The following is a 23,783-nucleotide window of genomic DNA, read 5'->3' on the forward strand; positions in this document are numbered from 1 at the left end:
AAATCTGACTAAAATGGTTATATTAAAAAATAAAATAGACCAAAATACTTGGTATTAATATTTTAATTCCAACTAAAATAATAGGATTACTGTTTTGAAGTTTATTAAATTAGTTGGTTTTAAATCTGATTAAAATGGTTGGTTATAAGGATTTTATTAATTTTTATATAATCGTTGAGTGGGTTGGATTTAAATTTAATAGGCGTCACAAATACCTTGAATGAACTATTTTCAAATCAAATGCATATAATTGAAGTGGGGGTAATAGTTAATTAATGCTGATCAACATTGAAAAGTTGATTTGTTTTTGCAATTTTTTTAGCAATAAAATGAGATCTTTTTGCACGGATCAGGAGGATTTGAGATTGAAATTCAAGTTCCCCAAACTCTGGTTCAACTTGTACATAATGTAATTGACCGAATTCATCGCGAACGCGTGCTTGAGCAGAGAAACCAGGTCGTGCATTACCACTAGAAACAGTTGCTAGTCGACCAAGCAAATTTGAGTGCTCTGATTTGTATTTGGGTTTGATTACTTGATCCAAACAATGAATCATAAATACCGTAAAGAAGATTGCGATAATTAAAGCGGGTAATAAAACATAGTACCAAGCTAGAAAGGTTTTCTGGCTTGCAAATACAATGAGCTGAAGAAAATATCCAGCAAAACTAAAATTGATCAGAAAAAAAACAAGAATGAGAACTTTGGAAAATTTAACTTGAAGCAAAGGAAGGCGAATAAGCCAATAAGGTGTTAATTTTTTTATAAATTGACTAGGTCTTAAGCCAACAAAATAGCCTAAGGTTTCAGCCATGCTGAGCATTAGCAATGCAAACACGCACATATGAAATGGCATTAAATCAATTTCCATTAAAAATGCCAGCATGTCCTTCACCTCATGACTTAAGATTCTAAGTAAATTCCACCATCAGAATGAACTTTAATCTCGACTTTTTCTAAAGATTCACCTTGGCATGGGCCTGAAATGCACACACCAGTTTCTACATCAAATAAAGCACCATGAGTAGAGCATTCAATGAACTCTTGATCACGATCTAAGAATTGATTTTCAAGAAACTCGAGCTCAACTTGCAAATGTGGGCATACATTTTGATACGCATAGAAGCAACCATCTCGTTGCGTAATGAAAATGTTGTCACCATTTTCAGTTTCAAAAGATCGAGATTCTCTTTCAGGAATGTCTTCAGTCATGCAAATTTTATTCATTTTATGCGACTTCTATTTGAAATTCTTTAAGAAGTTTAGCGTAATCAGCTACGTCTAAACGTGGACCAAATTGAGCAACCACTTGGCTTGAGATTAAAATAGCCAATTCAGTCGCTGTTTGTAAATCTTTACCAGCATTTAATGCATATAAAAATGCACCAGAGAAAGCATCACCAGCACCGTTCGTGTCTAAAGCAACAACTTTACGTCCTTTCACTTGAAGTTCAGTTGATTCCGTTGCTACAAGAGCGCCGTCTGCTCCAAGCGTAATAATGACGGTAGAGCTTAATTTTTTAAGTGCAGCAAGAGCATTTTGTAAGTCATCAGTTTGTGTATACATCAATGCTTCTTGTTCATTACAGAATAGAACATCTACACCATCATCTAATAATTCGTCCAAGCCTGTACGCGCGTACTGCACCATAGCAGGATCAGAGAGCGTTAACGCAATTTTAACATTATTTGCTTTCGCAATTGCACGCGCTTGCTTGACGGCAGCTCGTGCCGTATCACTCGTAGAAAGGTAACCCTCTATATATAACCATTTAGCAGTTTTTAGCGCTTCAAAATCAATTTGTTCATTACTGAGTTCAGCTGTAATACCTAAGAAAGTATGCATGGTACGTTCTGAATCAGGACTGACCAAAACCATGCAAGTCCCAGTTACGCCTTCACTGATCGAACGTTCAGAGGTTTGTATTCCTGCATCATTTAGACCTTTTAAGTACAACGCTCCAAGATCATCATTGCCGACACGGCATCCATAAAACGCTTGACCACCTAAGGCACTAAAAGCCACTGTTGAGTTAGCTGCAGATCCCCCAGAGGCTTGACCTTTATATTCTTGAGAATTTTTTAAGTTTTGAAATAGACGGGCTTGAGTTTCCCCATCTGTAAGCTGCATAGTACCTTTTTGCAAATTTTGCTCTAAAAGAAATTCATCAGATACTTTGAATTCTTGGTCAATGAGGGCATTGCCAATCGCAAAAAGGTCAACTTTAGCCATGTCTAAATTCACATCACGAAAAAAGAAAACGATTTTACACCAATGCGATTGAATTCAGTAGCGTATTGCTTGATTTTCAAGCTTTAACCCGCATTTAATCGAAATGAATTATTTAATTCCGATATAGTTCTATTGATTTAGTTTTAATCTGACTATTTTACTCGGAAAATAGTTAGAGTTTGTTGTATAAATGATGAATTGTATTGAACTATCAGTATAATGATCTTTGTTAAAATTTATGTAAATTAAGGAGCACACATGACCGTAGATGTTACTGAAACCATTCAAAACACCGTTCATCCCGCGTTTCAGTTGGTACGTCAACATCATGTAGCCGCACTCGATATATTAGTTTCAGAATACCGTCATAAAGAAACTGACGCTGTGCATTTTCATCTAGCAACTGAACATGATGAAAATGTTTTTTTAGTTGCTTTCCGTACACAACCGATGGATTCAAAAGGCGAAGCACACATTCTTGAGCATACTGCATTATGTGGTTCTGAAAAATTTCCTGTACGTGATCCATTCTTTTTAATGATCCGTCGTTCTCTAAATACGTTTATGAACGCATTTACAGCTGCCGATTGGACAGCTTATCCATTTGCGACACAGAATAAAAAAGATTTCCAAAACTTACTTTCTGTCTATTTGGATGCAGCATTTGCAGCCAATTTAAACCCTTTGGATTTCGCTCAAGAAGGTATCCGAATTGAGTTGGAAAATGGTGAGCCTGTTTACAAGGGTGTGGTTTTTAATGAAATGAAAGGTGCAATGAGTTCACCTTCAGATCAGTTATATCACCAACTTGCTCATCATTTATTCCCTAAAACGACTTACCACTATAATTCAGGTGGTGATCCTAAGGATATTCCTGATTTAACTTACGAAGAGTTAGTCAGTTTCTATAAGTCACATTATCATCCAAGTAACGCTATTTTCATGACTTTTGGTAATCAATCTGCCTATGAGTTACAAGAGCAGTTTGAAACTTTAGCGTTATCTAAGTTTAAGAAAGGTCAAACCTTATATTCGACACCAGAACAGCGTCTAGAAGCACCTATTGAGGTGACAGAGACTTACGCGGTAGATGCTGAAGATTTGAAAGATAAAACCTACCATGTACTGGCATGGTTACTTCCTGAATCTAGTGATATTCAACTTCGTTTAGGCTTACGCTTGGCTGAAGGGATCTTATTGGAAGATTCTGCTTCACCATTACGTCACTATTTAGAAACGTGTGGTTATGCTCAATCTACAGGACCAATTTTAGGTCTTGATGATTCTAACTATGAAATGACTTTCTACTGTGGTATTCAAGGTTCAAATCCTGAACATGCAGAAACATTCAAAAACGGTGTGTTGAATGTGCTGAACGAGGTTGCCTCGAAGCCTGTAGATCAGTCATTGGTTGATGCGATTTTGCATCAAATTGAATTACACCAACGAGAAATTGGTGGAGATGGCACGCCTTATGGTCTAAGCCTCATCCTCAATGGTTTAAGCAGTGCAATTCATCATAATGATCCAATACATGTTTGGGATGTAGATTCGACCATTGAGCAAGTGAAAGAGCAGTTGAAAGACCCGATGTGGTTGCCTAATCTGATTAAGACCCATTTGATTGATAATCCGCATCGTGTACAGATGACGCTTGTACCAGATGCGAATAAATCGAAATTAGAGGCTGAAGCAGAAAAACAGCGTTTAGCTGATATAGGCGCACGCTTAACAGATGATGAAAAAGCGGAAATTGTACGCCAGACTGAGGCATTAAATGAAAGACAGGCAACTCCTGATAACTTAGATTTATTGCCGAAAGTTGGTTTAGAAGATATTCCTGCCGAACTTCCAGTCGTTCAAGGTCAATTGAGAGAAATCATTTCTAATAACTTAGATACACCCTTGAACTTATACCATGCTGGTACTAACGGAATTTATTATCAACAAGTGATTATTCAAATTCCTGACCAAGTCGTGAAATCACCTTACTTTAACTTACTCTCCGTGCTCATGGGCGAGGTCGGTGCAGGTCAATATAATTATTTAGAATTACAGCAATTACAAACAGCGGTAAGTGGTGGCCTTGGTATGGGGGCATCTCTACGTAGTAAAGTTGATGATAAAGGTAAAATTAGCGCATTTTTAACGCTGACAACCAAATCGCTTGCCCACAAACTAGATACGATTCAATTGTTAAAATTGGCATTTGAGAAACTGCGTTTTGATGAAAAGGACCGTATTATTGAACTTTTACAACAGCGTAAGACGCGTTGGGCATCCCGTTTGTCTGGTTCTGGACATAGCTATGCCATGCAGATTGCTTCTCGTAATATGAGTGCATTGGCATTACGTGATTATAATAATACCGGCTTAGGTGCGCTTAATTGGCTGAGCGAGCTTGTTCAAAGCATTGAAACAGATGAACAAGCATATGCGAACTTCATTCAAGAGTTGCAAAATATTCACCGTTTGTTGTTACTCGCGCCTAAACAGTTCCTACTGGTCTGTGAAGAGCAACAGTCTGAACGTTTAATTGAAGAAATTCAAAATGTTTGGGATAAACTTGAAGTGAAGCGTGAGCCAGTGCATCTTGCTGAAGTTAATTTTGAACAAACGCAAAATGACGAAGCATGGCTGATTCAATCCAATGTCCAATTCTGTGCTTCTGCTTATCCAGCAGTTGAAGTTTCTCATCCGGATGCAGCACCGTTAATGGTGCTTGCGGCTTATCTACGAAATGGTTTCCTGCACAGTGCAATCCGTGAAAAAGGAGGCGCTTATGGCGGTGGTGCAAGCTATGATGGAAATGCTTGTGCGTTTAGATTCTATAGTTATCGTGATCCACGTTTAGCAGAAACTTTCCAAGATTTTGAAGCAAGTATTGATTGGTTACTGAATACTGAACAAAAACCACACCAACTTGAAGAGGCGATTCTGGGTCTTGTATCGAGCATGGATAAGCCAGGTTCTCCAGCAGGTGAAGCAATTACTGCATGTTATGCATTATTGCATGGACGTACGCCTCAATTCAGAAAAACTTTACGAGAGCGTTTGCTCAATGTAACGTTAGATGATCTAAAGCGTGTAGCAGAAACGTATTTAGTGAATCAAAAACCAACGAAGGCTGTTGTAGCACCAATGGCTAAAAAAGAGCAACTTGCAGAACTTGGGTTTTCAATAAAACAAGTGAATTAAAATTAAAAATGGGGCTTAGCCAATGCGAAATAGAATAAAACGTTCACCAATATGGTTGGGTGTGTCGTCGTTTATGTGTTTGCCTATACAGACAGTTTGGGCAACAGATGTGGTACCAGCGAATCCAGCGTCACCACAAGCGTGCGTTGCACTTGATTCAAATGCAGAGCGTTTAGCCTGTTATGATGCATTGTTCAAAGCCCCTGAACTTGAGCAACCTGCGTATGTTTCTGAGCGTCAGGCTGCGCGTGAAATACCAGCACCGCAGGTTGAACCACAGGATTTAAAGTCTAAAATCGAACAAAAAGTTGAAAACTTGTTTTCAGTGGAAGGTCCTGTAATTACACCAAATTCATCGTTGCTTGATAAACGATGGGAATTGGCTGAAGACAGTAAATTAGGTACATGGAATATACGTGCACATCAACCTGTCTATTTACTTCCTGCATTTTGGACGTCTGATAAGAACGAATTTCCATCGAGTCCAAATCCTCAAAACACCGTAAAAGATGATCAAAATTTAAAGTCTTTAGAGTCTAAGTTTCAAATTTCACTCAAAACCAAAGCTGTTGAAAACTTAATCGGGAATAATGGCGATATTTGGTTAGGTTATACCCAGTCATCTCGTTGGCAGGTTTACAACTCTGAAGAATCACGACCATTTCGTGAAACGAATTATGAACCTGAAGCAAGTATTGTGTTTAGAACCAACTATGAATTTTTAGGTTTAAATGGTCGCTTACTCGGTTTAACGCTGAATCATCAATCAAATGGACGTTCGGATCCTTTATCACGTAGTTGGAACCGTGTGATGCTGAACTTAGGATTTGAGCGTGATAATTTCGCTATGATTATTCGACCTTGGTATCGAATTGAAGAAGATTTCAATGATGATAACAATCCTGACATTAAAAACTATATTGGTCGTGGTGATTTAACGACTTTTTACCGTTGGAATGATCATGATTTTAGCTTGATGTTAAGACATTCACTTAAGGGTGGGGATGATTCTCGAGGAGCTGTTCAATTTGATTGGGCATTTCCAATCAGTGGCAAACTTAGAGGTCATTTTCAATTATTCGATGGGTATGGTGAGAGTTTGATTGATTATAATCATCGTGCTACCTATGCGGGTATAGGCGTCTCTTTAATGAATGCTTTCTAAATAAAAAACCACGCTTAGCGTGGTTTTTTTTGCGATCTTATTTCGATTGAATTAGGGGAACTCCAGTCACTTTCTGTATCTCATCAAAGGTAACGTCATGAGCCAGTTCTATCAGTTTTACCCCTTGAGGCGTGATATCTAAAACCCCTAGATCTGTAATCACGCGATGAACGACTGCTTTACCTGTAAGGGGCAGTGAACATTTTGGAACAATTTTTGGGGTGCCATCTTTGGCACAATGTTCCATCAGCACCACGACTTTTTGTACGCCAGCCACCAAATCCATTGCTCCACCCATACCTTTGACTTTTTTCCCTGGAATCATCCAATTCGCAAGATCACCTTGCTCAGAGACTTCCATAGCGCCAAGTATCGCAATATTCACATGCCCACCACGGATCATGGCAAATGAATCAGCACTGGAAAAGAACGCGGCACCTGCTCGCGCCGTAACAGTTTGCTTACCCGCATTAATCAGGTCAGCATCTACGGTTTCTTTTGTTGGAAATTCGCCAATTCCCAACAAACCATTTTCAGATTGGAGCCAAACATTGATGTTTTCAGGAATGTAGTTCGCAACCAAAGTTGGCAATCCAATCCCTAAATTGACATAAAATCCATCTTCGAGTTCCAAGGCAGCTCGTTGTGCCATTTCATTACGCGTCCATGCCATAACTTATGCCTCCGCCTTTAAGGTCATTTGTTCGATTCTTTTTTCTGGTGTGGTGTTAAGAACGATACGATTTACATAAATGCCGGGCAAATGTATCGAATCGGGATCGAGCTCACCGATCTCTACAATTTCCTCAACTTCAGCGACTGTAATTTTCCCAGCCATCGCACAAACGGGATTAAAATTTTGAGCTGTTTTCCTAAAGATTAGGTTACCTGCCTTATCTGCTTTATACGCTTTGACCAAAGCGACATCTGCAGTTAATGAGGGTTCTAAAATATATTCTTTACCATTGAACTCACGTACTTCTTTACCTTCTGCAATCAACGTACCTACGCCTGTTTGGGTAAAAAATGCAGGAATCCCAGCTCCACCAGCACGTAGTTTTTCAGCCAAAGTGCCTTGAGGGGTTAGCTCGACTTCAAGTTCACCATTTAAGTATTGTCGCTCAAATTCTTTATTTTCTCCGACATAGGACGAGATCATTTTTTTAATTTGTTTTGTTTCGAGTAGTAATCCCAAACCAAAACCATCTACACCTGCATTGTTTGAAATACAAGTCAGCTCTTTAGCTCCTGTTTGTTTCAGGGCAGCAATCAAAGCCTCAGGAATACCACATAAGCCAAAACCACCAACAGCTAAGGTTTGACCATCTTGAATGATATCGTTCAGTGCACTTTCAGCACTTTCATACACTTTGTTCGTCATTGAACACCTCATTGTATTTTTATTTTGTTCATCCTGAATCAGCTTCTGATCTTTATCATTTCATAATGCTGATACGTACTAAGCACATTTTTTTTGCCAATACGCATTGGCATAGTTAGATGGATTGTTTCGTTGCAAAACTTGACTAATGTTACGACTCGCAAGCATCAGGGCATCTAGGTCAATGCCAGTCTCATAGCCCGTATTGGACAAGAGATAAAATAAGTCTTCAGTGGATACATTACCCGAAGCACCTTTGGCATAAGGACAACCGCCAAGTCCTGCAATCGATGAGTCAAATATGCGGATGCCTTGTGTCAGTGATTGATAGATATTGGCAATTGCCATGCCGTAGGTATTGTGAAAATGACCAGCTAAAAGTTGTGGTTCAATTCGTTCCAAACATGCATTCCAAACTTTGGAAACACGATCAGGTGTAGCTGTGCCGATGGTTTCACCCAAGGATACTTCGTAGCAACCTAGATCAATTAACTTTGCACTGACTTCAGCAACCTTAGATGGATCAATTGGACCTTCATAAGGGCAGTCGACGATACATGAAACATATCCGCGTACTTTAATATCATGTTGTTGAGCAAGCTGTAATACATCAGCAAACTTCTCAAAACTTTCCTCAATTGAACAATTTATATTCTTTTGAGTGAAGCTTTCAGAAGCAGCGGTGAAAACCGCAACTTCTTTACAGCCTACAGCTAAAGCTGACTCAAATCCCTTAAGGTTTGGTGTCAGTAAGCTGAACTGGATATCTTCATCATGTGGTAGGCTAGCATAGAGTTGATCACTTTCTGCCATTTGAGGTACCCACTTTGCAGATACACAAGAACCGACTTCGATATTCTTCAAACCAGTTTTCATCAAATCAAGAATAAGATTGCGTCTGTCTTCGAATGTTAAGGGTGTTTTTTCATTCTGAAGACCGTCACGAGGTCCAACTTCAACGATTTTCACAAAATTATCGTGATTTGGTGTGGTTTGATTGGTTGTTTTCATCATGCCGCATTCTCCTCAGCAGCTTGAAACTCAACCAGCTCATCACCAGCTTTCACTTGATCACCTTGTTGGAAATAAGCAGCGACTACGACACCATCAAATGGTGCACGTATAGCGTATTCCATTTTCATTGCTTCTAACGTTAATAACACTTCATCTTTTTTTACACGTTGATTTGCTGAAACAAATACTTGTGTCACTGCACCCGGCATTGGCGCTTTTAGATTTGAGTCAGATGAGGATTGATCATCTGTATTAAAATTAGGTTTGATGAGTTCAAATTTAAAAGTCTGCCCATTTTTAAAGAGGGTGACCGCATCATTGGTTTTTTTAAAACTGATTTTCTCTTGACCGAAAGAGGTATAGATCGCCATGAGATTTTCATTGAGCAACTGACCTGAGATAGCGTAGCTTTCGCCATCAAGCTGTGCTTCGAACCCTTGTGAAGTTGAGATAAATTCAACTTGATACGTTTGTCCACGATGTTCAAGTTTTATCGGTGTACGCGCATCAACATTATTTCTCCAAAGGGGTTTTGCTTTCCAAACTGGATGGCTTGTACGCTTGGATTCATTTAACTGAGAATGCAGTTCAATAAATGCTGCTGTGACAATTGTTTCAGACGAAGAAGGAGTCGTGGTTTTAAATAGGAACTCATCTTCACGCTGAATTAAATTGGTATCTAGATTGGCATTTTTGAAAGAGTCACATGCCACTAAGCGATCTAAAAATGCAATATTGTTGCCTAAGCCTTCGACATGAAAGTGGCTCAAAGCATGATGCATTTGGACGAGTGCTGCTTCACGATTTTCTCCCCATACGATGAGTTTAGCAATCATTGGATCATAGAACGTTGTGATCTCATCACCTTGCACAATGCCACTATCAACACGGACACATTCATTTTGAGTCGGATAATGAAGATAATTAATTTTTCCAATTGCTGGGAGAAATCCTTTCTCTGGCTCTTCTGCATAAACACGAGCTTCAAGTGCATGGCCATGAATTTTTAATTCAGACTGTTGTTTTGGCAAAGGTTCACCATAAGCAACACGTAATTGCCATTCAACCAAATCTTGTCCTGTGATCATTTCCGTCACAGGGTGTTCAACTTGAAGGCGAGTGTTCATTTCCATGAAGTAAGCTGTACCATCTTGCTCAACAATGAACTCAACCGTTCCAGCACCGACATAGTCTACTGCTCGGGCAGCATTAATCGCAGCTTCACGCATCGCTTCGAGTTTAACTTCGGCCATTTTAGGGGCTGGGGCTTCTTCTAGGACTTTTTGGTGACGGCGCTGCACAGAGCAATCACGTTCAAAGAGGTGAACATAATTGCCATGTTTGTCACCAAAAACTTGCACTTCAATATGACGAGGATTGACAACATAACGTTCAATTAGAACGTCATCATTGCCAAAGCTTGATTTCGCTTCACTTTTGCATGAGTTCAGTGCAGAAATAAAGTCTTCAGCACGCTCCACTAAGCGCATGCCTTTACCGCCACCACCTGCACTGGCTTTAATCAGCACAGGATAACCAATCTGATCAGCTTGTTGTTTAAGAAAATCTGTGTCTTGATTGCTGCCATGATAACCGGGTGTGAGTGGAACACCTGCTTTTTCCATCAATGCTTTAGACGTTGCTTTTAAACCCATGGCTAAGATGGCAGCCACTGGAGGCCCTATAAAGGTGATGTTGTTTTTTTCACAAGCTTCAGCAAATTGGTCATTTTCAGATAGGAAACCATAACCTGGATGGATGGCTTCAGCTCCTGTTTTAAGTGCAGCTTGAATAATACGATCTGCTTGTAAATAACTTTGTGCAGCAGGGGATTCACCAATATAAATGGCTTCATCCGCTAATTTGACATGCTGCGCTTGGGCATCTGCATCTGAATAGACTGCAACCGTTGCGATACCTAATTTTTGTGCACTACGAATCACACGACATGCAATTTCGCCACGGTTTGCAATGAGAATTTTTTTAAACATATTGAATTCCTTTTTATTGTTCTGCCGTTGCTTGAATCCATGCTGGGCTTTGTTTATTTAAAAAAGCAGTTAAGCCATTTTTGGCTTCATCACCTTGACGTACGTGTGCAATGTGTTGAGCGGTTTGAATGAGTAAATCTTTTGTGACTTCTTGATGATCAACTAAACGAATCAAAGACTTTGAAGCAGCTTGAGCTTCAGGGCCACCAAGCAAAATTGCATCAATGATTTCCGATACGGTGGCATCCAGCTGTTCTGGCTGACAAACTTCATGGACGAGACCAATATGCTTTGCTTGTTCTGCAGAAATACGTTCAGCCGTGAGAAAATATCGAGATGCTTGACGAGCACCGATGGCACGGATCACGTATGGACTAATCGTTGAAGGTGCTAAACCTAATCTCACTTCTGAAGTGGCAAACTTAGCATCAGTGGAAGCCACACAAATATCGCATGCTGAAGCAAGCCCCATGCCGCCGCCAAATGCAATACCATGGACACGTGCGATAGTCGGTTGTTTCAGCGTGGCTAAACTTTGTAACATTTTGGCAAGTTTCAATGCATCCTCTTCATTTTCCACTTTTGATGCTTGACCTGCTTGTTTCATCCAATTGAGGTCCGCACCTGCAGAAAAGCTTTTACCACGACCTGCCAAAACGACAACACGAACGTCATCATTAGCATTTAAAGTTGTGAAACAGTGATTCAGCTCTTCTATCACTTGTGTATTGAATGCATTGTGTAATTCAGCACGATTAATCCATACGGTCGCAACTTGGCGTTCAATTTCAAGCTGTAAAAATTCATAACTCATGTTATTTTCTCCTTACATGCGGAACACGCCGAACTGAGTTGGTTCAATTGGTGCATTCAATGCAGCAGCCAAACTCAGACCTAAGACATGACGTGATTCTGCTGGATCAATCACACCGTCATCCCACAACCGTGCAGATGCATAATAAGGGTGTCCTTGCTTTTCAAATTGATCACGATAAGGTTGTTTGAATTGATCTTCTTCTTCAGCTGACCAAGTTTCACCACGTTGCTCAATTTGATCACGCTTAATCGTGGAGAGAACACTAGCAGCTTGTTCACCGCCCATTACGGAAATACGTGAATTCGGCCAAGTCCATAAGAAGCGAGGAGAATATGCTCGACCGCACATTCCATAGTTGCCTGCACCAAAAGAACCACCGACCACCAAGGTGATTTTAGGAACATTTGCGGTCGCTACTGCCATGACCAATTTGGCTCCATTTTTGGCAATACCTTCATTTTCATATTGGCGACCGACCATGAAACCGGTGATATTTTGGATAAAGAGCAATGGAATATTGCGTTGCGTACACAGTTCAATGAAATGCGCACCTTTCTGAGCAGACTCTGAAAATAAAATTCCGTTATTGGCAATGATTCCGACCTTCATGCCGTAGATAGATGCAAAACCTGTAATTAAGGTTGTACCAAAACGAGCCTTAAATTCATCAAGTCTTGAACCATCTACGATACGTGCAATCACTTCACGGATGTCAAAGGGTTTGCGTGAGTCACTCGGAATGACACCATAGAGTTCTTCAGCACTATAAAGTGGTTCTTCAATTTCGGTCTTAAATGCTTTCGGTTCGATATTTAGGTTTTGAACAATATTGCGTGCAATTTGAATCGCATGTTCATCACTTTCTGCAAGATGATCTGCGACACCAGATAAACGGGTATGAACATCGCCACCACCAAGGTCTTCAGCAGTCACCACTTCACCTGTTGCAGCTTTTACCAAAGGTGGACCACCGAGGAAAATCGTGCCTTGATTGCGGACAATAATCGTTTCATCGGACATGGCAGGGACATATGCGCCACCCGCAGTACAACTCCCCATAACCACGGCTATTTGTGCAATACCTTTACTCGACATGCGTGCTTGGTTGTAAAAAATTCGTCCAAAATGATCGCGATCAGGGAATACTTCATCCTGCATTGGCAGAAATGCACCGCCTGAGTCGACCATATAAATACAAGGAAGATGATTTTGTTCAGCAATTTCTTGCGCACGTAAATGTTTTTTTACAGTTAAAGGATAATATGTACCTCCTTTAACTGTTGCATCATTGGCAACGATCATGCATGTCACACCATGCACTTGACCAATACCTGCAACCACACCTGCGGCTGGTACATCGTCAGCATAAACTTGATAAGCAGCGAGTTGACCAATTTCAAGAAAGGCAGTTCCTGCATCAATGAGTTGATCAATGCGCTCACGCGGTAATAGTTTTCCACGTGCTAAATGCTTCTGACGTGCTTTTTCTCCACCACCTAAGGCAATGGTTTGAGCTTGTTTTTTTAAGTCTGCGACCAATTCAACCATTGCAGCTTGATTGATTTTAAACTCTTCACTACGTGGATTGATTTTACTTTTAATTTCGTTCATCAATGACTTCCTTGTATTAACTTGAATTATTTGGTTTCGTTGAATAACTCACGACCAATTAACATGCGTCGAATTTCAGAAGTTCCTGCACCGATTTCATAGAGTTTGGCATCACGCCACAATCGACCTGTGCTGTAATCATTGATATAACCATTGCCCCCAAGGGTTTGAATTGCTTCACCAGCCATCCACGTTGCTTTTTCAGCTGAGTAGAGAATGGCACTTGCTGCATCTTTACGTAAACCACGATCATGATCAGCTTTATCACATGCTGCACCCACGGCATAAACCAAAGCCTTGCTTGCCAACCATGTAGAATACATATCCGCAATTTTGCCTTGCATGAGCTGGAATTCACCTAAACATTGACCGAATTGCTTACGTTCATGAATGTATGGGATGACCACATCTAAACATGCATCCATAATGCCTAGTGGTCCACCACTGAGAACTGCACGCTCGTAATCTAATCCACTCATGAGCACTTTTGTACCGTTACCCACACCACCCATGACGTTTTCTTTAGGCACTTTGACATTGTCAAAGAACAGGGGATAAGTATTTGAACCACGCATTCCGAGTTTGTCTAAGTGACTCCCATGACTAAAGCCTTCCATGCCTTTTTCAATAATGAAAGCAGTCATGCCTTTGGCACCAGCATTGATGTCAGTTTTGGCGTAAACCACCAGCACGTCAGCATCTCCACCATTGGTAATCCACATTTTTGAGCCATTAAGTACAAAGTGATCACCATGATCTTCAGCACGTAATTTCATACTAACGACATCTGAACCCGCATTCGGTTCAGACATTGCCAAAGCACCGACATATTCGCCAGAAATTAATTTAGGAAGATATTTTTGTTTTTGTTCTTCGCTACCATTACGGTTAATTTGATTCACACAAAGATTTGAATGTGCCCCGTATGAAAGTCCAATGGAAGCAGATGCTCGTGAAATTTCCTGCATGACAATGATATGAGCCAAATAACCCAGATTGACACCACCGTATTCTTCACTCACGGTAAGTCCAAGTAACCCCATATCACCAAATTTTTTCCATAAGTGAGCTGGAAATAAGTTGTCTTGATCAACTTGTTGAGCAATAGGTGCGATTTCCTTTGCACAGAATGCAGCTACAGAATCACGTAAAGCGATTAGTGTTTCGTCTAGTCCAAAGTCGATACTCTGTAAATTCATTTTCATTCATCCTAAAATTTAATTTTTATTTCCAGTGAAGCATTTTGTCCTTGCTTGAGAAATACAATACAGTTATTTTTTAAAAAAGTGAATATAGATTCAGAAAATGATTTATAATTCATTTTAGTTGATTGGGTGAACAATTATGAGTTATAAAAGATCCACTTTGATGCAAGAGCGTATGGAGCAAAATCGTCAATCGATACTGCAATCCGCGCGCGAACTTATTGCGGGTGGTGGTTTTAAAGATGCACAAGTGCAAGCGATTGCAGATAAATCTGGTGTCTCGAGTGGTTTGGTCTATCGCTATTTTGAGAACAAAAATCAGATTTTGATTGAAGTGCTTTCACAGGCCATCAAAGGTGAGGTCGATATTCTGAATCAGATTGCAAAAAATGATTGGACTTCGACTGAGAAGTTGACAAAGGCCGTCACTGCTTTCGTAAAACGTGCTCTGAATAGCCCTCAACTTGCATATTCACTCATGTTTGAGCCCGTAGACCCAACGATTGAGCATGAACGTTTTAGAAGTAAGCAACTGATAAAACAATCCATTAAGGAGATTCTTGCCGAAGGAAAGGTCAATGGTGAGTTCGAATTTGAAGATTTAAATACAGCTGCATTATGCGTGGTTGGTGCGATGACATTCGTTGTGATTGAACCTTTAAATCCATCGCGTAATGTGATGTTTGATGACGGTTATAAAGGTTATTTCGTTAAGCAAATTGCAGACTTTTGTGTCAATGCAGTTAAGGCAAAGGAGGAAAATTAATTTAATTCACACAAAAGGATGTCATGTTTAAACGAGTAATCGCGTAATTAATAACGAAATATTGGATTGATATAAGAAAATAGAATCAAGGAGTATGATTCAATGACGCAATTACGACTCAGTTATGCCTATGGCACCAGTGAGCAACCCTTATTGGGTATGACCATAGGCCATAAATTTGATCAAGCATGCCTACAATATGCCGATCAGGATGCTGTGGTCAGTGTGCATCAAAATGTACGTTTGACCTATCAGCAGTTACAAGAGAAAGTAAATGCTTTTGCATGTAGTTTATTAAAAATCGGTTTAGAAAAGGGAGATCGTCTAGCGATTTGGTCCCCTAATTGTGTGGAATGGACGATCGCACAATTTGCAGCCTTCAAGGCTGGAATTATTTTGGTCAACTTAAATCCTGCGTATAAAAGCTACGAGCTAGAATACGTACTCAATCGAGTATCTTGCAAAGGATTGATCATTGCATCGACCTTTAAGACGACCAATTATCAAGAAATTTTGACGCAAATTGCACCAGAAATTTTGCATACGACCAATGGCGTTTTAAATGCTGAAAAATTGCCGCATTTAAAGTATTTGATCAAAATAGATGATCAACAACATACTGGGTTTTATCGCTTTAGTGATTTATTGGCTGAACCGACTTCAGAGCAGTTAGATCAACTTAATGAGATAGCATCTGGTCTTCAATTCGATGAAACCATCAATATCCAGTTTACCTCCGGAACGACAGGTAGCCCCAAAGGGACCATGCTGACACACAATAATATTCTGAATAACGGGTATTTTGTGGGAGAGGCAATCAAACTGACTTCTCAAGATCGAGTTTGTATTTCTGTACCGTTATTTCATTGCTTTGGTATGGTGATGGGTAATCTCGCCTGTATTACACATGGATCAACCATGATCTATCCATCTGCTGTATTTAATCCTCTTGATAGTCTTAAAGCGATTGAACAAGAGAAATGTAACGCGGCATATGGTGTGCCTACCATGTTTATTGCCATGCTTGATCATGAGCAATTTGACGAATTTGATTTGACTACATTGCGTACTGGCATTATGGCTGGCAGTCCATGTCCAAAAGAAATCATGAAGCGCGTCATTGAGCGTATGCATATGCGAGATATCACGATTTGTTATGGCATGACTGAAACAGCGCCAGTAAGTGCACAAAGTTCGATCAAAGATTCGCTAGAACAACGAGTGAGCACTGTTGGTCGAGTTCATCCACATATCGAAATTAAAATAGTCGATGAACACGGTAAAGTAGTGCCTCGTGGCAAACTCGGAGAGTTGTGTGTACGAGGATACTCAGTCATGCTGGGCTATTGGGATGAAGAAGAAAAAACACGAGAAGTCGTAGATGTCGCAAAATGGATGCATACCGGTGATATCGCTGAAATGGATGATGAAGGCTTTATCAAAATCAAAGGTCGCATTAAAGATGTTGTGATTCGGGGAGGTGAGAATTTATTCCCTAAAGAGATTGAAGACTTCTTATATAAACATCCGGCTGTTAGCGATGTTCAAGTCATTGGGCTTCCTGACCCGAAATATGGCGAAGAGTTATGTGCTTGTATTATTTTGCATGAAGGACATGAATGTTCTGAACAAGTGATCAAAGATTACTGCAAAGCCAATATCTCACATAATAAAGTGCCACGATATGTACATTTTCTTAAAGAGTTCCCAATGACTGCTTCTGGTAAGGCTCAGAAGTTTAAACTCCAAGAATATATGCGTGAGCAACTCAATATTTTTGATGAGAGTGCTTAATCGTCATTGAGTGATATTTTTAACTTCAAGCTAGAAAAACAACAAAGCCGAACTTAGTTCACTAAGTTCGGCTTAATTTTAAAAAATAGTAGAAGAGCGATATGGCAAAGAATTTTGATCACCCAAAAATCGTAGAAAACTATGATGAACATATCAGGCAGCTCATACCAGGATATGAACTGATGCATCTACATATACTGGCGTTGCTTGAAACTCATCTCAAAGAAGAGGCTAAAATTGCCATTGTCGGGTGCGGAACTGGATTTGAACTGAATTATTTATTAGATCATTTTCCAAAGGCGGAGTTTGTTGTGTTTGATCCATCGGCAGCGATGCTTGAAAAAACAAAACAGATCGTTCAGTTTAAGCAGCAAATGCACCGAGTCATAATTCTGCAAGGTGACACGACGGTGCTCCAGAAATATTCTGAAAATTTTGATGCAGTATTGAGTATTTTGGTTTTTCATTTTGTTTCACATGCATACAAAAAGAGTTTTTTAGGTGATATTTACCATGCTTTGAAACAAGATGGCGTGGTTCTGAGTTTCGATCTGATGCAATTCGAAGAACCAAATGATCAGTTAGTATTAAAAAATTTGGTGACAAAAATAGGATTAAGTGAAAAACAAAGTCAGGTCATGTTGGAAAGAATACATGATGACTTTAATTTAATGACAGTGAAAGAGATGAAGAATCTATACCTTCAGGCTGGTTATCAAAATTTAAGAACTTTCTGTCAAATGTCTAATTTTTATGGATTAAAAGCAGTAAAGTGATAATTTCATATTTAGAATAACCTATTCATTTTATCTTATATGAAAATCGTACAAATGGTTATATATCTAAAATGAAAAAGGATTATGATAAAAGTATTGTTTTATGAATATAAGGATTGTTCATGACCACAGAGACTCAATTTCCACAAACTTCTAATCGTGGAATCGCGGTATACAGTAATAACGCTGAAGCGATTGGTAATACACCGCTCATTCGCATTAATCGTGTAATACAGGGTGGGGCTACAGTTCTTGCCAAAGTCGAAGCACGTAACCCAGCATTTTCAGTAAAATGCCGTGTTGGTGCTGCTTTGATTGCAGATGCAGAACAACGTGGTGTGCTTAAAGCAGGCATGCATATTGTTGAACCGACGAGTGGTAATACAGGGATTGCGCTAGCTTTTGTTGCTGCTGCTAAAGGTTATGACATCACACTGACTATGCCTGCAAGTATGAGTATCGAGCGCCGTAAAGTACTCAAAGCATTGGGTGCTCATTTAGTATTAACCGATCCAGCTAAAGGGATGAATGGTGCTGTTCAAGAAGCAGAACGTTTAGTTGCTGAGAACCCAGAGCTTTATTATTTACCTCAGCAATTTGAAAACCCAGCAAATCCTGCCATTCATGAAACTACAACTGGACCTGAAATTTTTGAAGCAACGGGTGGTAAGGTTGATATTTTAGTGGCTGGTGTAGGTACGGGAGGTACGATCTCTGGTATTTCGCGTTATTTTGAGAAAGTTAAAAATCAAGCCCTTTACTCAGTTGCAGTTGAACCAGCAGACTCGCCAATTATTGGACAAGCGAAGCGTGGCGAAACACTCACTCCGGGACCACATAAAATCCAAGGCATTGGTGCAAACTTTATTCCTAAAAACCTAGATTTAGATTTGGTGGATGAAGTCATCGCGGTTGAAAATCAAACAGCAATTGATTTTGCTCGTCAATCTGCAATCAAAGAAGGGATTTTTGTGGGTATTTCAAGTGGTGCAGCATTAGCGGCCGCTCATGAACTTGCTCAACGACCTGAAAATGCAGGTAAAACCATAGTGGTGATTTTACCTGATGCTGGAGAGCGCTATTTATCTTCAGTTTTATTCGAAGATATCTCAGCAGATTAATGAGAAAGTCAAAGCATTCTAAAAAAACGGTCTTCATGGCCGTTTTTTTGTGATTTATTCGATTCAAACAATTTTAAACTCTTCTTAAGTTACCAATCATTTTAAATTTATTACATCACACGACTATTTTCACAGTTTTGAACGCGATATCTTTAAGCGAATTTTTTCTAATAAAAAAATGAATGAACGACTTTAATCATCCTATTTATATTATCGGCGCTGGTGTTGCAGGATTAAGTTGTGCTCAGCATTTAAAATCAGCAGGATTTAATGTTGTTGTTTTAGAAGCACGTGATCGTATAGGTGGGAGAATACATACACAAAACATTGATGGTCATTGTTTTGACCTTGGTGCATCATGGATACATGGTATTGATAATAATCCGATATGGAAAATTGCAGAGTCCAATCGGATAAGTACTCAAGTTTTTAATTATGATCAAGTGGATTATTTTCATGCCAATGGTCAGCCATTTACCGAACAAGAGAGCTTAGAATTTGAAAAATGCCTTCGTGATGTTCAGAAGGTTTTTCAAAATACATCAATAGAGCAGGATATCTCCGCTTTTGAGCAACTTGAGAATGTTTTAGGAACGATACGTTTTCAACTTCATTATTTTGATCGAGACGTCATCACACAAAAAATTAAGCAGTATTACTCAAGGCTTGCCCATGATCCTTTTGCGACTGATTTAGAGCAATTAGCCCATAATTTTATGGATTTTGAAGGCTACTTCTCAGGCGATGAAGTGATATTTCCAAAAGGTTATGAACAGATTGTTAAAGTTCTGGCTGCTGATTTAGAGATTCATACGAATGCAGATATTGTTGAAATCGTTCATGACTCTCATCAAGTCCAGATAAAAACAGCATGTGCACAGCTTTACATAGGTTCTCAAGTTGTGGTGACTGTTCCGCTCGGAATCTTAAAGCAAGATAAAATTAAGTTTGAGCCGCCTTTGCCTAGTGGATTAGTCCAATCGATTCAAAAGCTGGGTTTTGGATCTTTCAATAAAATATTTATACAATTTTCAAAAGCTCTAGAATTTAATGGGAATGCACTTAAACACAATACGGCATTTTTTTGGGATGAGCGTGAGCTGTATAGTATTTTAGATTTTAGTCGTTTATATAATAAACCGACTTATCTCCTTCTCGTGGGAGGTACAAAGTCAGAATGGGTTGATCAAGCAACGGAGCAACAGGTGCATGAATATATCAAGAAAATATTGAAGATTTGCATGCACTCCAATGAAATTCAGAACATCATAATTACCCGCTGGGGGAGTGATCCGTTTAGTTTAGGTTCATTTAGTTTTCCAAAAGTTGAACATACTAAAGATGATGTAGAGATCTTTAAAAAAGAGCATCCAGCGCAAGTATATTTTGCAGGTGAACATTGTCATACCGATTATGCAGGCACTGTGCATGGTGCATATCTGTCAGGTCGTGAAACTGCTAATTTAATTATTCGTAATGGCTCAAATATAAAGCTGTAACTGATGTACAGTTACAGCTTTATTTAGTTAGTATGAGTGAGTTGAGAAATTAACCTGAACTCACATTAATACATGTCCATATTCTTCGCGAAGTTTTCTTTTTAGCATTTTTCCAGTGCCGCTAAGCGGTATGGCATCGACAAAAATCACTTTATCTGGAGTTTGCCATCTAGCAATTTTATCAGCATAGTAATCAATGAGTTGTTGTTCAGTGATTTGGCTATCAGGATGTTTAACAGCGATTAAGACAGGTCTTTCATCCCACTTTGGATGTTGTGCTGCGATGACCGCAGCCATCGCAATTTCTGGGTGACCCATTGCGATATTTTCAAGCTCTACAGAAGAGATCCATTCTCCACCAGATTTAATCAAGTCTTTGGCACGATCACTAATATGCAGATAACCATCAGCATCTATAGACGCAATATCTCCAGTATCAAACCATCCATCGCTGGTCAATGGTGAGTCGGACTGACAAAAGTATTTGTCAACAATCCAATGTCCTTTGATTTGTAAATTACCAATAGTCTCACCATCATGTGGAACAAGATCGGTTCCTCTTTCTTCAGACACTAAACGAATCTTGACTCCAAACGGCGGGCGACCTTGGGAAAGACGTAGTTTTGCTTGTTGATCCTGAGAAAGTTGGTGATGTTTAGCTTTGAATTGATTGGCAGTGCCAAGTGGACTAGCTTCAGTCATCCCCCATGCATGAATGGTTTCACAATCATATACATCACGGAATGTCGCTAACATGCTTGGTGGGCAAGCCGAGCCACCAATGACATTACGTTTTAAGGAGGTCAGTGAACTGTTCATTGCTTTTGCAGCGACCAACAAGCTTTGCCAAATGGTAGGAACACCAAGTGCAACAGTCACTTCATATTGATCAATGAGTTTAACTAGACTCTCACCATCAAGACCCGGCCCTGGTAATATAATTGAAGCACCTACCATCGCTGCGGCATAAGGTGTTCCCCATGCATGAACGTGAAACATCGGAACTACAGGTAAAATAATGTCTTTGGCTGACAGATTGAGTGAGTCAGGTAAGCTGGCCGCTAAACTGTGAAGAACAGTTGAGCGATGAGAATAGAGAGCACCTTTAGGATTGCCTGTTGTTCCAGAGGTATAACATAGTGAACTAGCAGTGGTTTCATCAAATTCAGGCCATGTATATTCTGCAGTTTGACCCGCAATTAAATCATCGTAGAACAAGACTTCGGGTAAGGCTTGACGAATCTTTTCATCAGGTGCATCTAAGCAGATGAAATGTTGCACCAGTGGAATATGTGCTTTTATTCCTGTAATCAAAGGTAGGAATGTTTTATCAAAAATAATCGCTTTATCTTGTGCATCATTAATAATGAAAATCAGTTGTTCTGGAAATAATCTTGGGTTAATGGTGTGACAGATTAAACCACTACCAGAAATAGCATACCAAGCCTCTAAATGACGATGATTGTTCCAAGCTAATGTTGCAATACAATCGCCGTGAATGAGTTTAAGTTCATTTAATGCCTTTGCACCACGTTTAGCATTATCCGATACATCGCCCCAATTGGTTTCGTAAAGTGTGCCATCGGTGTTTTTTGAAACGATCAGGGTGTCTTTATGAAATTCAGCAGCATGTTCTAGTAAACTGCTGATTAATAAAGGTTGAAACATCATACGTCCGTGCATGCAAAGCTCCTGCTATTGATCATTTAAGTTTTTATTTTGAGTTGATTATATTTATGTAAGGTGAGTGCTCACGATTAACGTAACACTCACTGATGACCTAGAAATACACTAAATTATGCAGTCAGTAAAGAACCAACTAATTTACGGATTGAAACCAAAGGTTTACGCTCTGGAATGATGACACCAGCAGTTTTAAGGTCTGACACGAGTTCAGCGCGGAAGTCATTATAGTCAACCTCTGCTGCATGACGTTGACCGCCTTCAAAGTTGTAATGTGGATGATCTAACTCATGCTGAATCGCTTTTTTCATATCAGAAGGACGTTTATATTTTCCTAAGATTTCCTGACATGCCAAATTGGCTTGATGATCTGAAATTGGCCAAATACAACCTAGTGGCTGGAATAAACCAATGAAATAAAGATTGTCATGTTCTGCATGCATCATTTTACGGTAAAGCGGTAATTTTTCAGCATGTTGGAAATCTATAAAATCCTTATCGAAGAAAGGGAAGACGGTCCAGAAACCAGTACAACAACAAATAATATCAAACTCTTGTTGAGTACCATCGACGAATTCTACAATTTTACCATTGAGATGCTTGATCGCTGGTTTTGGTTTGATTTTACCGTGACGCACATAGTCAATGAAGTCAGAGTTCGCCGTTGGATGTTGTGTCAGCATCGGCTTGTCATTTACAGGCAAGCCAAAATCTGCGTAATTTCCACTGAATGCTTTTACCAATTTGGTCAGAATTTTTTGGCGCATTTTGGGCGGAAGTTTTTCCATTGACTTGACGAGTATGTCTGCGGGATGTCCAAACATAAATTTTGGAACAAACCATTGTGGACTGCGCATCGATATATACACATCTTTTGAGACACGTGCTGATTCTACGGCAACATCACAGCCTGAATTACCTGCACCAATGACTAAAATTTTCTTTCCACGCCAGTCGTCATTCACACCTTTAAAATCATGTGAATGCATCCACTTGCCAGTAAATTCACCTTCATACTCAGGGTATTTCGGTTTCCAGTGATGACCATTTGCAACCATTAAATAGTCATATATTTTCTGTTGTTCTTTACCTTGATCATCGGTGTAATCCACCACCCATTTTTTATTTTCATTTTTATGAATATGGTGAATCGTGTGATGAAATTTAATCTTGTCATATACACCAAAATGTTTGGCATAATTTTCAAAATACTGCTGCAAATGATCATGTCGTGGATAATCAGGGTAACTGTCTGGCATTGGATAATCTTCATATTCAGACATTGTACGCGAGCTAATAATGTGTGTATTCTCATAGACTGAAGAATGACCAGTTTTAGAATTAAACACCCAATTCCCACCGACTTTGTCATTCTTCTCGAAGATATCGTATGCAATACCATTTTGTTGACAATTTTTAGCAGCCGTAATTCCTGACGGACCTGCACCAATGATACAGACTGTGTTCATATTCATATCCTTGAATGATGTTCTTTTTATTCATAACCAACTATAGTTGGTTTTATGAC

The 23,783-nt window shown here is 39.5% G+C and carries 19 protein-coding genes; 7 read left to right on the plus strand and 12 right to left on the minus strand.

Going from position 1 to position 23,783, the window contains the following annotated elements:
- Window positions 1-272 precede the first annotated feature (272 nt).
- From AC1M9F_RS13230 to AC1M9F_RS13240, 3 genes are read right to left on the minus strand one after another with little or no spacing between them, the layout of a single operon-like run.
- Entirely contained in the window at window positions 273-887 is a 615-nt protein-coding gene (locus tag AC1M9F_RS13230; RefSeq protein ID WP_035266601.1) for an OB-fold-containig protein, read from the minus strand.
- Window positions 888-904: 17 nt separating this feature from the next.
- Window positions 905-1,213 carry a Rieske (2Fe-2S) protein gene (locus tag AC1M9F_RS13235; RefSeq protein WP_171076765.1) on the minus strand — a complete coding sequence of 103 codons (309 nt, stop codon included), beginning with the start codon at window positions 1,211-1,213 and terminating at the stop codon, window positions 905-907.
- Window positions 1,214-1,229: 16 nt separating this feature from the next.
- Window positions 1,230-2,234: an adenosine kinase gene (locus tag AC1M9F_RS13240; RefSeq protein WP_481593950.1), complete on the minus strand. Its 1,005-nt coding sequence runs from the start codon at window positions 2,232-2,234 to the stop codon at window positions 1,230-1,232.
- 258 nt (window positions 2,235-2,492) lie between these two features.
- Here AC1M9F_RS13240 and AC1M9F_RS13245 point away from each other — a divergent pair, with 258 nt between their 5' ends.
- Together AC1M9F_RS13245 and AC1M9F_RS13250 are read left to right on the plus strand one after the other, a co-directional pair.
- A complete protein-coding gene (locus tag AC1M9F_RS13245) occupies window positions 2,493-5,432 on the plus strand; it encodes an insulinase family protein (RefSeq protein WP_481597994.1) in 2,940 nt (979 codons plus the stop codon).
- A 73-nt stretch (window positions 5,433-5,505) separates the two neighbouring features.
- The gene (locus AC1M9F_RS13250; protein ID WP_481597995.1) at window positions 5,506-6,597 is read left to right on the plus strand and encodes a phospholipase A; all 1,092 of its coding nucleotides are present in this window, start codon (window positions 5,506-5,508) and stop codon (window positions 6,595-6,597) included.
- 37 nt (window positions 6,598-6,634) lie between these two features.
- On the opposite strand, the gene AC1M9F_RS13255 is transcribed toward AC1M9F_RS13250, so the two are convergent.
- From AC1M9F_RS13255 to AC1M9F_RS13285, 7 genes are all read right to left on the minus strand, one after another.
- A complete protein-coding gene (locus AC1M9F_RS13255; RefSeq protein WP_481597996.1) occupies window positions 6,635-7,270 on the minus strand; it encodes a CoA transferase subunit B in 636 nt (211 codons plus the stop codon).
- Between the two features lie 3 nt (window positions 7,271-7,273).
- Entirely contained in the window at window positions 7,274-7,978 is a 705-nt protein-coding gene (locus AC1M9F_RS13260) for a CoA transferase subunit A (protein WP_092768413.1), read from the minus strand.
- Window positions 7,979-8,056: 78 nt separating this feature from the next.
- Window positions 8,057-8,989, minus strand: coding sequence for a hydroxymethylglutaryl-CoA lyase (locus AC1M9F_RS13265; RefSeq protein WP_481598010.1), 933 nt, complete (start codon window positions 8,987-8,989; stop codon window positions 8,057-8,059).
- The gene (locus tag AC1M9F_RS13270) at window positions 8,989-10,983 is read right to left on the minus strand and encodes an acetyl/propionyl/methylcrotonyl-CoA carboxylase subunit alpha (RefSeq protein WP_481597997.1); all 1,995 of its coding nucleotides are present in this window, start codon (window positions 10,981-10,983) and stop codon (window positions 8,989-8,991) included. The genes AC1M9F_RS13265 and AC1M9F_RS13270 overlap by 1 nt, the downstream gene beginning before the upstream one ends.
- 13 nt (window positions 10,984-10,996) lie before the next feature.
- Window positions 10,997-11,797 carry an enoyl-CoA hydratase/isomerase family protein gene (locus tag AC1M9F_RS13275; RefSeq protein ID WP_481597998.1) on the minus strand — a complete coding sequence of 267 codons (801 nt, stop codon included), beginning with the start codon at window positions 11,795-11,797 and terminating at the stop codon, window positions 10,997-10,999.
- A gap of 12 nt (window positions 11,798-11,809) precedes the next feature.
- On the minus strand, window positions 11,810-13,411 hold the full coding sequence (locus AC1M9F_RS13280) for a carboxyl transferase domain-containing protein (protein ID WP_481597999.1): 1,602 nt from the start codon (window positions 13,409-13,411) through the stop codon (window positions 11,810-11,812).
- A gap of 26 nt (window positions 13,412-13,437) precedes the next feature.
- On the minus strand, window positions 13,438-14,610 hold the full coding sequence (locus tag AC1M9F_RS13285) for an isovaleryl-CoA dehydrogenase (protein WP_092768404.1): 1,173 nt from the start codon (window positions 14,608-14,610) through the stop codon (window positions 13,438-13,440).
- Window positions 14,611-14,755: 145 nt separating this feature from the next.
- Here AC1M9F_RS13285 and AC1M9F_RS13290 point away from each other — a divergent pair, with 145 nt between their 5' ends.
- The 5 genes from AC1M9F_RS13290 to AC1M9F_RS13310 all read left to right on the plus strand — a co-directional run bounded on the left by AC1M9F_RS13290 (window position 14,756) and on the right by AC1M9F_RS13310 (window position 20,572).
- A complete protein-coding gene (locus AC1M9F_RS13290; protein ID WP_092768402.1) occupies window positions 14,756-15,382 on the plus strand; it encodes a TetR/AcrR family transcriptional regulator in 627 nt (208 codons plus the stop codon).
- Between the two features lie 102 nt (window positions 15,383-15,484).
- Window positions 15,485-17,176 carry an AMP-binding protein gene (locus AC1M9F_RS13295; RefSeq protein ID WP_481598000.1) on the plus strand — a complete coding sequence of 564 codons (1,692 nt, stop codon included), beginning with the start codon at window positions 15,485-15,487 and terminating at the stop codon, window positions 17,174-17,176.
- Window positions 17,177-17,277: 101 nt separating this feature from the next.
- Entirely contained in the window at window positions 17,278-17,952 is a 675-nt protein-coding gene (locus AC1M9F_RS13300; protein WP_481589518.1) for a class I SAM-dependent methyltransferase, read from the plus strand.
- Between the two features lie 122 nt (window positions 17,953-18,074).
- Entirely contained in the window at window positions 18,075-19,073 is a 999-nt protein-coding gene (cysK, locus tag AC1M9F_RS13305; RefSeq protein ID WP_092768396.1) for a cysteine synthase A, read from the plus strand.
- A 182-nt stretch (window positions 19,074-19,255) separates the two neighbouring features.
- Entirely contained in the window at window positions 19,256-20,572 is a 1,317-nt protein-coding gene (locus tag AC1M9F_RS13310; RefSeq protein WP_481598001.1) for a flavin monoamine oxidase family protein, read from the plus strand.
- A gap of 60 nt (window positions 20,573-20,632) precedes the next feature.
- On the opposite strand, the gene AC1M9F_RS13315 is transcribed toward AC1M9F_RS13310, so the two are convergent.
- Together AC1M9F_RS13315 and AC1M9F_RS13320 are read right to left on the minus strand one after the other, a co-directional pair.
- Window positions 20,633-22,255, minus strand: a complete 1,623-nt coding sequence (locus AC1M9F_RS13315) for a long-chain-fatty-acid--CoA ligase (RefSeq protein ID WP_481598002.1) — start codon at window positions 22,253-22,255, stop codon at window positions 20,633-20,635.
- A gap of 113 nt (window positions 22,256-22,368) precedes the next feature.
- Complete coding sequence (locus tag AC1M9F_RS13320) at window positions 22,369-23,724, minus strand: flavin-containing monooxygenase (RefSeq protein ID WP_481598003.1); 1,356 nt, start codon at window positions 23,722-23,724, stop codon at window positions 22,369-22,371.
- Window positions 23,725-23,783 lie beyond the last annotated feature (59 nt).

The organism is Acinetobacter sp. ANC_7504 (assembly GCF_056779995.1).